Annotated in this window: 10 protein-coding genes; 4 read left to right on the plus strand and 6 right to left on the minus strand. The window is 60.3% G+C overall.

Annotation, left to right across the window (positions count from 1 at the left end):
* Positions 1–5: 5 nt before the first annotated feature.
* Positions 6–188 (minus strand): hypothetical protein, encoded by a 183-nt coding sequence (locus tag HJB84_RS08655; RefSeq protein WP_221115708.1) that lies wholly within the window; start codon positions 186–188, stop codon positions 6–8.
* A 299-nt stretch (positions 189–487) separates the two neighbouring features.
* Here HJB84_RS08655 and HJB84_RS08660 point away from each other — a divergent pair, with 299 nt between their 5' ends.
* The 3 genes from HJB84_RS08660 to ligD are packed head-to-tail and all read left to right on the plus strand — an operon-like array spanning position 488 to position 3,281.
* Positions 488–1,384: a Ku protein gene (locus HJB84_RS08660; protein ID WP_221115709.1), complete on the plus strand. Its 897-nt coding sequence runs from the start codon at positions 488–490 to the stop codon at positions 1,382–1,384.
* A gap of 14 nt (positions 1,385–1,398) precedes the next feature.
* A complete protein-coding gene (locus tag HJB84_RS08665; RefSeq protein WP_221115727.1) occupies positions 1,399–2,229 on the plus strand; it encodes a Ku protein in 831 nt (276 codons plus the stop codon).
* Positions 2,226–3,281, plus strand: coding sequence for a non-homologous end-joining DNA ligase (gene ligD / locus HJB84_RS08670; RefSeq protein ID WP_221115710.1), 1,056 nt, complete (start codon positions 2,226–2,228; stop codon positions 3,279–3,281). The genes HJB84_RS08665 and ligD overlap by 4 nt, the downstream gene beginning before the upstream one ends.
* 57 nt (positions 3,282–3,338) lie before the next feature.
* Here ligD and HJB84_RS08675 read toward each other — a convergent pair whose 3' ends face one another.
* From HJB84_RS08675 to HJB84_RS08695, 5 genes are all read right to left on the minus strand, one after another.
* Complete coding sequence (locus HJB84_RS08675; RefSeq protein ID WP_207585266.1) at positions 3,339–4,529, minus strand: M20 aminoacylase family protein; 1,191 nt, start codon at positions 4,527–4,529, stop codon at positions 3,339–3,341.
* 71 nt (positions 4,530–4,600) lie between these two features.
* On the minus strand, positions 4,601–5,380 hold the full coding sequence (locus tag HJB84_RS08680; protein ID WP_221115711.1) for an amino acid ABC transporter ATP-binding protein: 780 nt from the start codon (positions 5,378–5,380) through the stop codon (positions 4,601–4,603).
* Positions 5,377–6,306 (minus strand): amino acid ABC transporter permease, encoded by a 930-nt coding sequence (locus HJB84_RS08685; RefSeq protein ID WP_221115712.1) that lies wholly within the window; start codon positions 6,304–6,306, stop codon positions 5,377–5,379. Before HJB84_RS08685 ends, HJB84_RS08680 begins: the two co-directional genes overlap by 4 nt.
* Entirely contained in the window at positions 6,303–7,193 is an 891-nt protein-coding gene (locus HJB84_RS08690) for an ABC transporter substrate-binding protein (RefSeq protein WP_207585269.1), read from the minus strand. The genes HJB84_RS08685 and HJB84_RS08690 overlap by 4 nt, the downstream gene beginning before the upstream one ends.
* A gap of 60 nt (positions 7,194–7,253) precedes the next feature.
* Entirely contained in the window at positions 7,254–8,216 is a 963-nt protein-coding gene (locus HJB84_RS08695) for a nitrate ABC transporter substrate-binding protein (RefSeq protein ID WP_207585270.1), read from the minus strand.
* A gap of 100 nt (positions 8,217–8,316) precedes the next feature.
* Between HJB84_RS08695 and HJB84_RS08700 the strand changes: the two genes are divergently transcribed.
* Positions 8,317–9,642, plus strand: coding sequence for a PLP-dependent aminotransferase family protein (locus tag HJB84_RS08700; protein WP_221115713.1), 1,326 nt, complete (start codon positions 8,317–8,319; stop codon positions 9,640–9,642).
* The last annotated feature ends 216 nt before the right edge of the window (positions 9,643–9,858 follow it).

Consider the following 9,858-nt stretch of genomic DNA (forward strand, 5'->3'; position numbering starts at 1 on the left):
GATCGTCAGTGCTTGACGTTCCGATCGCCTCGATCGCCCTCCCCCGATTTGGCCTTGGTCTTCGCCGTTTGGCGGCGGTCGGCTGACAGCGAGCGGCCGACGTCGTCGCTTTCCTTGAATTGCCCCTTCTCATTGCGGCGGACGTAGCGTTTGTCGGTGCCGGTATCGACGAGTTCGCGTTTGGTCATGTCGTTCATCCCTGTGGTTACCTTTTCGTTAAAGCGCGTCGCGATCTTCAGATTCGCTCCTCGCGCTTTAGCTCTTTGCTTTTGCGCATGTCGTTGCCGCGAAACCGCTGCACACTTTTGCGCGACATGCTTTAGAACGCACGCCACGGCAAAAAGACGCATGGAATCAAAAGCATCTCGCGACTCGCAAAACGAGAAACTTAGGCGCGTTAAGTGCTTGAATTTAGATTCGTTTTGACTCGGAACAAATGGCGGGGTCAGCCGTTGACTCGCGTTGGTTGCGTGAGGGAGTCGGGTCGATGGTTGCGCCGCGAGCGAATTGGAAGGGCTATATCAAGTTCGGAGAAGTCGCGTTTCCCGTTGCGCTCTACACGGCGGCATCCTCTTCCGAACGGATCGCCTTCAATACCTTGAATCGAAAGACCGGCAATCGTGTCCGGCGCGAGTTCGTCGATAGCGAAACCGGCGATGCCGTCGAGCGCGACGATCAGGTCAAAGGCTTCGAGATTGAGGATGGGCGATACGTCGTCCTCGAACCCGATGAAGTCGCGGCCGCAATTCCAAACAGCGACAAGACGCTGAAGGTCGAAGCGTTCATTCCCATTGACGAGGTCGACGACGTCTATTTCGACAAGCCTTATTATCTTGCTCCTGACAAGATGGGCAGCGATGCCTACAAGCTGCTGCGCGACGGCATGACGAAAGCCAAGGTCGCCGCAATTGCCCGCACGGTTCTGTTCAGGCGCCTGCGCACCGTTCTCATTCGGCCGCATGGCAGCGGCCTCATTGGCTCCACCTTGAACTACGACTATGAGGTCCGCTCGTCGGAAAAGGCTTTCGAGGAGATGCCGGATCTGAAGATCGAGGGCGAGATGCTGGAGCTTGCCAAACACATCATCAACACGAAAAAAGGCCAGTTCGATCCCAAGCAGTTCGAAGACCGGTATGAAAAGGCGGTGGCGGAGCTGGTGAAGGCCAAGATAGAGGGCCGGACTCTGCCGAAGAAAAAGGCGGTCGCCGCGTCCAAGCCGAGCGATCTTCTGCGGGCGCTGCGTGAAAGTGCGGGAATGTCCGCGCCTGCCAAGACCAAACGCACCGCGGCCAACGCCAATGCCGGCAAAAGCAGGCAAAAAGCCACTCGAGCGTCCGGATCCAAGGGCCGCAGCACCGGCGCCCACCAGCGCCGTGCCGGCTGATCGAGGAGGAAGTGATAGTGCCCCGCCCCCACTGGAAAGGCTATCTGAAGCTGTCGCTGGTGACCTGCCCCGTCCAGATGACGCCGGCCACGTCGGAAAACGAAAAGGTACGCTTCCACACTTTGAACCGGGAAACCCGGAACCGCGTCGTGAGCCACTATGTCGATTCCGTCACCGGCAAGGAGATCAAGGAGGAGGACGAGGTCAAGGGCTATCAGCGCGGTGAGAACGAGTATGTGATCCTCGAAGACGAGGAACTGGAAAACGTCGCGCTGGATAGTACCAAGACCATCGACATCGAGGTCTTCGCACCGCGCGACGGTGTCGAGTGGATCTGGCTCGATACGCCCTATTACCTCTCTCCGGACGACCCGGTCGGTGAGGAGGCGTTCACCGTTATCCGCGACGCCATGGCAGCCGAGAATATGGTCGGTATTTCCAGGCTGGTGATCTCGAGGCGGGAACGCGCCGTCATGCTCGAGCCACGCGGCAAGGGTATCGTGCTCTGGACGCTGCGTTACGGTGACGAGGTTCGCGACGCCAAGACCTATTTCGAGACGGTTGACGATGACGCAGCCGACAGCGAGATGATGCCGCTGGTTCAACAGCTGATCAAAAAGCAGACGCAGCACTGGAGCCCGAAAATGGTCTCCGATCCGGTTCAGGACAAGCTTCTCGATATCATCGATGCGAAGCGGAAGCAGATGAAAAAGCCGGGCAAGGCGAAGCCCAAGGCGAGCGAAAAGGAAGAGCCGGCGCCGAGCAACGTCATTAACATCATGGATGCGCTTCGCAAGTCGGTCGAAGCGGAAAACCGGTCCGGGAAGGGCAAACATCCATCATGACGCGTTCGCGCCGCCCCTCATTGCCATTTCTCAACGAGTCCAACACAACGCTGCAGTCTCGTCCGATCCGCAAGCGCGATCCCGACCAGCCAAGCCTGCCCTTCGATCCAATGCCGGCGAGGATCGAGCCCTGCCTTGCGCTGCTGAAACCCACCGTGCCGCTGGGTTCGGATTGGCTCTACGAGGCGAAGTGGGATGGCTACCGGCTGGCGATCCACATCGAGCCGAAGAGCGTTCGTGTCATTACGCGTGGTGGCCATGACTGGACCGACCGCTTTCCCACCATCGCCGCGGCGGCCAAAGAACTGGGTGTGGCCACCGCCATACTGGACGGGGAAGCGGTGGTTATGGACGAGCACGGCCGATCGGATTTCGGCGCATTGCAACGTTCGCTCGGCGGTCGAGGCGGCAAGCGGATCTCGTCCGAGTCGATGCTCTACGCCTTCGACCTTTTGTATCTTGACGGACATGACCTGACCGGCACCGAACTCGCCGTGCGTCGGCACCTTCTTGAAGACCTGATACCAGAAGGCGGCAATGGGCAGATCCGCTTTTCCGAAGAGATAGACCAGCCGGCCGAAGACCTCCTCGAGCATGCCTGCCATCATCGGCTGGAGGGCATCATCGCCAAGCATCGCGACCGGCCCTACCGCAGTGGCCGAACAGGCGACTGGCTGAAGATCAAATGCGTTGAGAGCGAGAGCTTCATGATCGTCGGTTACGAACAGTCGGCATCCGCGCGCGGCGGCATCGGCAGCCTGCTGCTCGCCGGCAAGAAGGGTTTTGACTGGATTTCCGTGGGGTCGGTCGGAACCGGTTTTAGCACTAGCGATGCCGAGCACCTGAAAAAGACGCTCGACCGATTGAAGACGACCCGGCCGGTCGTTCCCCTGAAGGGCAAGCGCTACGTCTTCGTGCAGCCGACACTGATCGCCGAGATCGAGTTTCGCGGTTGGACCGATGACGGCAGTCTCCGCCACGCCTCGTATAAAGGGCTGCGCGAGGTTCAGGACAACGCGGCCGTGTTCGATATGACCGGCTTCGGCAGTTGAGGATCACGATCGCCTGTGGTCCCCTTGGGAAGCTCCAAATCCGAAGCGGCAGCAGCCTCAGACGTCGTCCTGAAGGTAGCGCTCCGCGAGCCTTGCCCACATTGCCGCGCCAACCGTCAGGCTGGCATCGGCGAAGTCGTATTTGGTGCTATGCAGCATGGCGGAATTCATGCCATTGCCGAGACGCAGGAAGCTGCCCGGCTTGTGCTCGAGAAAGTGTGAAAAATCCTCGCTGCCGGGAATGAGCGGGCAAGTCGCGACCCTGTCTTCGCCGATCAGTTCAACGGCTACGATCCGGGCAAAATCCGTCTCAACAGGCGAATTGACGACGACAGGATTACCGCGATCGTAGTCGATCTCGATGGAAGCATCGTGACCTTCGGCCACTGAGCGGGCCAGCTTGGTGATGCGCTGCTGCAGAAGATCGCGGATGCGCGGCTCGAAAGAGCGCACGCTCAATGCGAGCTTGGCATATTCCGGAATGACGTTGACCGCATCGCCGGCATGGATCGTGCCGACGGTAACGACCGCCGTCTGGGTCGGATCGAGGTTGCGCGAGATGATCGTCTGCAGCGAGACGACGAGGTTGCATGCCACGACCACGGGATCGATGGTCAGGTGCGGGCGCGAGGCATGGCCGCCTTTGCCCTTGATGGTGATATTGACGGTATCCGAGGCCGCCATCATCGGGCCTGATCGCAGCAGCAGGGTGCCTTCGGGAGCGCCGGGGTGGTTGTGCAGACCAAAGATTGCGTCGAACGGAAACCGCTCGAACAGGCCGTCGGCGATCATCGCCTGGGCGCCGCTATTCTTGCCCGCCTCTTCCGCCGGTTGGAAGATCAGTGTCACCGTGCCGCTGAAGCGGCGGGTGCGGGCGAGATATTCGGCTGCGCCGAGCAAGACGGTCGTGTGGCCGTCATGGCCGCAGGCATGCATCTTACCGGGAGTGTTGCTGGCATAGGAAAGCCCCGTTGCCTCGACGATCGGCAGAGCATCCATATCGGCGCGGATGGCGATACTCTTGTCACCCTTGCCTGCGCTGAGCCGCGCGACAACGCCATGGCCCCCGACATTGCGGGTCACGTCATAACCCCAGCCTTCCAGCTTTTCGGCGACATAACGTGCCGTTTCCGCTTCTTCGAAAGAGAGTTCCGGACGAGCATGCAGATACTGGCGGGTCGCCTTCAGCTCCGCCTCCATAGCTTCGAAATCGGAAACGCGGGCATAGGCATTATCGAGCGTGGGCATGAACACATCCAGTCGTGATCGAAAAGAACCATTGCTCCGGCCTGCGGGTCGAAGCAGCTGAGTGGTGCCAGTCAGAGAAATCGGGCGAGAAAGGCCTGGGTGCGAGGATGTTGCGGATTTCCGATGACATCCTCAGGCTTGCCCATCTCAACGACATTGCCGTCGTCCATGAACACGACCCGATCGGCCGCCTCACGGGCAAAACCGATCTCGTGGGTCACGACGATCATCGTTAGGCCCTGTTTGGCGAGATCGCGCATGGTGGCAAGCACTTCGCCGACCAGCTCCGGGTCGAGCGCAGAGGTGGGCTCATCGAACAGCATCAGCTTCGGCTTGATCGCCAGGGCGCGGGCGATGGCGACGCGCTGCTGCTGACCGCCGGAGAGCTGGCGAGGATAGCTGGCCGCCTTTTCCGACAGACCGACCCGCTCCAAAAGCCGCAGGGCATTCTCCGTCGCAGCCTTGCGACTTTCTCCGTGCACGCCGACTGGGGCCTCGGTGATGTTCTGCAGCACCGTCATATGCGGATAGAGATTGAACTGCTGGAACACCATGCCGATCTTGCGCCGCTGGCAGGCGATCCCGTTGCTGGACAGCTTTTCCAGCCGGTCCTTGCGGACGCGATAGCCGATCTGTTCGCCATCGACCTCGATGAACCCCTGATTGATCGCTTCGAGATGATTGATGCAGCGCAGGAAGGTCGATTTTCCCGATCCGGACGGGCCGAGCACCACGACGACTTCACCCGGCATGACGTCGAGGTCGATCCCCTTCAGCACGTCGAGCTGGTCGAAGGACTTGTGGACGTTGCGGGCTCTGACGAGAGGCTTTGTGGTTTCGGCGGCGGTCAATGGCTTGCCTCCTCGACAAGGGTCTCGGATTTGGCGGCTGCGGTATTGCTGCGCCGTTCGCTGCGGCCGTAATAGGCCTCGATATAACTCTGGCCGAGATTGAGGATCGAGGTGATGAAGAGGTACCAGAGGACCGCGACAAGCAGCATCGGCACGATCTCGAACGTACGGTTGTAGATCGACTGGACGGAATAGAGCAGATCGGCCATGGCGATGACGCTGACGAGCGACGTCGCTTTGATCATGCTGATCAGCTGGTTGCCCGTCGGCGGGACGATCGAGCGCATCGCCTGCGGAATGATGATCCGCCACAGCGCCCTGCCCTTGGTCATGCCGAAGGCTTCCGCCGTCTCGAACTGGCCGCGATCGACGGAGAGAAGGCCGCCGCGAATGATCTCGGCCATGTAGGCCGCTTCGTTCAGAGCCAGGCCGCCGATCGCCGCCGTCATTGGCGTGATCACCGAGTTGGTCTCCCAGCTCGCCAGCGTTGGGCCGAACGGAATGGCGATCGAAAGTTCGGGAAAAAGGGTCGAGAAATTGTACCAGAGGATCAGCTGTACCAAGAGCGGCGTGCCGCGAAAGAACCAGATGAACAGCGATGCCAGCGACCTTGCGAGCCGGTCATTCGACAGCCGGGCGATCGCCAGGCCGAGGCCGAGAACGATGCCGATGGCCATCGCGACCACAGTTAGACCCAGGCTGACGTAAAGGCCTTTGATGACTGTCGGATCGAAGAAATAGGCCGCGACAACAGGCCAGCCGAAATTCTCGTTGTGGGCGACGATCCACAGGAAGTTCGCGGCAACGAGGAGCACGACCACCCACAGGACGAGCCGGCCGGTTCGAAAGGGCTTGTGGGCGTTGGCGACATCCCGAAAGTCCGCACCGCCCGAAGGCGGTGTGGCAGTCGTGCGGTCATTGCTCATTTCGGCAGGGCTCCACCAAGATTGAGGCCGGGCTGCTTGATCATGTTGTTCTCAAGACCCCACTTTTTCATGATGGCGGCATAGGCGCCGTTATCCATCAACGACTTGATCGCGTCGAGCAGAACGGGGCCGAGCGGCGAGCCTTTCGGCACGACGGCGCCCTGATAGAGATCGTCGAACCCATTCTTCTGGCCGACGCCGCTCAGTTCCAGCTGGCCGTTTGCCTGAGACACGAAATAGGTCAGCGGCGCCTGCGAGGAGAAGAAGGCATCGGCGCGTTTGGAGCGGACCGCCAGGATCGAGCTCGGCTGGTCGGTGTAGGACTGCACTTCAAGCGCGGGCTTGCCGTCCGTCTTGCACTTTTCGACCTGAGCCTGGATCACCTTTTCGGCGGAGCCGCCGGCCATGACAGCAATGCGATTGCCGCAGGCGCTGTCGAGTGAACCGATGGCCTTCGGATTGCCCTTCTGGACGGAAAAGACCACGTATTCCTGAACCCAGTCGACGAAATCATTGGCCTCTTCGCGGGTCTTGAAGTCACCGATCGGGCCAAAGGCGAACTGGTATCGGCCGGAGTTGATGCCGGCGAGCAACGCGGTCAATCCGCTAACGGTTTCGTGCTCGATCTTGACGCCGAGCATCTGGCCGATCGCATCGGTAAGATCGGCGCTGGCGCCGGTCAGTTCCGTGCCGGTGACGATCTCATAAGGGGGAAATGAACCATTATTGACGGAGATCATCTTGCCGTCTGTGCGGATCTTCTCCGGCAAGCGGGCGCGAAGCGCGTCGTTGACGGTCTGTTTCGGAACGGCGGCTTCCTGGGCGAACACCGACGTCGTCATCATCAGGCCCAACAGGGCGGCGGAAGCGATCAGTTTCGAATGCATGTCATTCCCCTTTTTGGTCTTGCGAAAATGGTGGCTCAACGATGAGGCCTGCGAGGAGTTTCACCGGGCTTTGGCGTGCCACGGAAACAGGTCGGCGGGTGTCAAAAGGCGCGGCATGATCTTCTGTTCGTAAAGTTCCTCGGCGAAGCCGGCGATCATTGCCTCGTTCTCGGCAAGCCCGCTGACGTTCCAGGTGGGCGGCAGGTCGGCTGCGCAGCGGCGCAATTCGTCGATCATCCACGGCGTGGTGTCGGCGTATTTCTCGCGCTTCTCCAGCCAGATACGCTGGGATTCGTCGATCAGCTCGCTGAGTTCATCCATGATCCAGGGATGCTCCATGACGATTTCCGCCTTGAAGCCGATCAGATGCATGCCCGGAATATAGCCGACCGCGTGGAAGTAAGCGACTTCAGCGGAGCGGAAATCATCCAGCACCTGACGCAGCGGCGAACCCTGATCGAAAAAGCCCTTCGGCATGAAAGGCGTGAAAACGGCGTCCAGCCGACCATCCAATAACAGATCGACCATAGGGCGTTCGCCGGGAGCAGCTTCGATACGGCCGGACCGTCCAAAGCCATCGAGCCGGTCGACGATCGGATGAGCCTCCGTCAGGCGCCCGGCATACCATGTGGCGTCCTCGACACCGACGCCTTCGCGGCGCAACGCAGCGCGGGTCCAGGTGTTTCCGGAATCGCGCCAACCGGTCACGCCGATATTCTTGCCGCCCAGATCGGACAGCTTGCGGATCGGACTGCCCTTGGCAGTGATGATGCAGCGATGGCGGAAGCCGCGCATGATGAAGTTCGGAATGCCGACGACCCGAGCATCGCCATCAAGCCGCATCTGCGAATAGCGGCTGAAGGACATTTCTGCGGCATCATGAGCCTCGTCATCGGCGAGACTGGAGACCAGCGTGCCCACACGATCCACTTTGATTTCGAGACGGGAAGACCTGACATCACCGAGCACCAGCGGTGTCATGTAATCCCAGTCTCTGAGGGCGATGCGAAGCGTTACAGGCATGCGAAGAACTCACGAAATTGCTCGACGAAGGGCAAATTAAATGTTCAAATTGACGAGTACAAATGTTATTACGTTATTGAACATTTAAAGTGAGAACAAAATGGGTGACGCGGTCGAAGCCTCCTGGTTTGCCGAAAAAATAACCGACCGCAGCATCCGCGGGATCGCTCTCGAAACGAGTGCACTGATCCGTGCCGGCGCCTTGCCCGTCGGCACGCGTCTGCCGGCGATCCGCGATATCGCCTATGAATTGCGCATCAGCCCGGCAACGATCTCGGAAGCCTGGAGTGAATTGCGGCGCCAGAAGATCATCAGCGGCCGGGGGCGCAACGGTACCTGGGTCAGCGGCGACCGCTTTGTCGCCAAGCCGGAGCGTCTTGCGAGTTCGGGAAATTATGCGGCGGGTGTACTCGACCTTACCTCTGCCGGGCCGGATGCAGCGCTTCTTCCCGGTCTGGCCAAAGCAATGGCCCATGGCGCGTCAGCCGCCGACCTCAACAGCTATGAGCGCAGCCGTATCGTGCCGGAGCTGAAGGATGCCATTTCGGAGCGATGGCCCTATGAGGCGGAGGCGTTTCTTGCCACCAATGGCGGCTACAATGCCGTCTATACGGTGTTGCATGCGCTGGTCTCTCCGGGTTCGTCGGTGGCGATCGAACATCCGACCGCGATGCGGCTGCTCGATATCCTGGAAGATCTCGGCGTCAGGATCATTCCCGTCGCCTGCGACAACGACGGTCCCTTGCCGGATTTGCTTCGCAATGCATTGCGACAGCGGCCGGCAGCCTTCCTGTTTCAGCCGCGGCTGCATTCCGTGACAGGGGTTACCGTCAGTGCATCCCGCCTCGACCAGCTCGGAGCCGTGCTGGAGGACAGCGATACGCTGATTATCGAGGACGACGGCGTCGGCGACGTGTCGGCAGCACCTCCGCATTCCCTGGGTGGTCGATTTGCGGAACGGACGATCCATATCCTGTCACACTCGAAAAGCCTCGGACCGGATCTGCGTCTCGCCGTCTTGTCGAGTTCTGCGCCTATCGTCGACCAGATCCAGTCCTACCGCTCCTTCAGCGCCGGCTGGACCAGCCGCATCCTGCAAGGGGCCGCCGCCTGGCTATTGCGCGATCCGGCAAGCCGGCGGCTCATCGCCGAGGCGCGCGACCGCTATCAGCAGAGGCGCGACGCTCTTGCCGATGCGCTCCGCGAACGGGGAATACCGATACCCGCAGGCCAGGGCCTGTGCCTCTGGGTGCCCGTTGTGTCCGAACCATTCGCAATGGTGACGCTCGCCGCACGCAATATCGCCGTCAATCCGGGCAGCAAGTTCTCCGTCCTGCCAAGCAGTCATATTCGTGTCGCGACCAGCACGCTCAGCGATCGCTGCGAGGAAGTCGCCGATGCCATCGCTCTGGCCCATGCACCATGAAGGGCCGGGACTAAACACCTAGCAGGCTGCTGAAATTCGCTCTGCGTTGGCGCAGTTGCTTGCTGTGGGTCTGATTTTTTTACAGACTGGCTGTCGTGCGGTGGGATTTTGGCCGATTGAGGCGGGTTTTCTGGCCATATCGGCTTATTGATCTCCCTCAAGACACACTTCGCCCGTCGATCCGATCAATTTGGGAAGGCGGATGATGTTGTACGC

This window comes from Rhizobium sp. NZLR1b, from assembly GCF_019685155.1.
GTDB lineage: Bacteria > Pseudomonadota > Alphaproteobacteria > Rhizobiales > Rhizobiaceae > Rhizobium.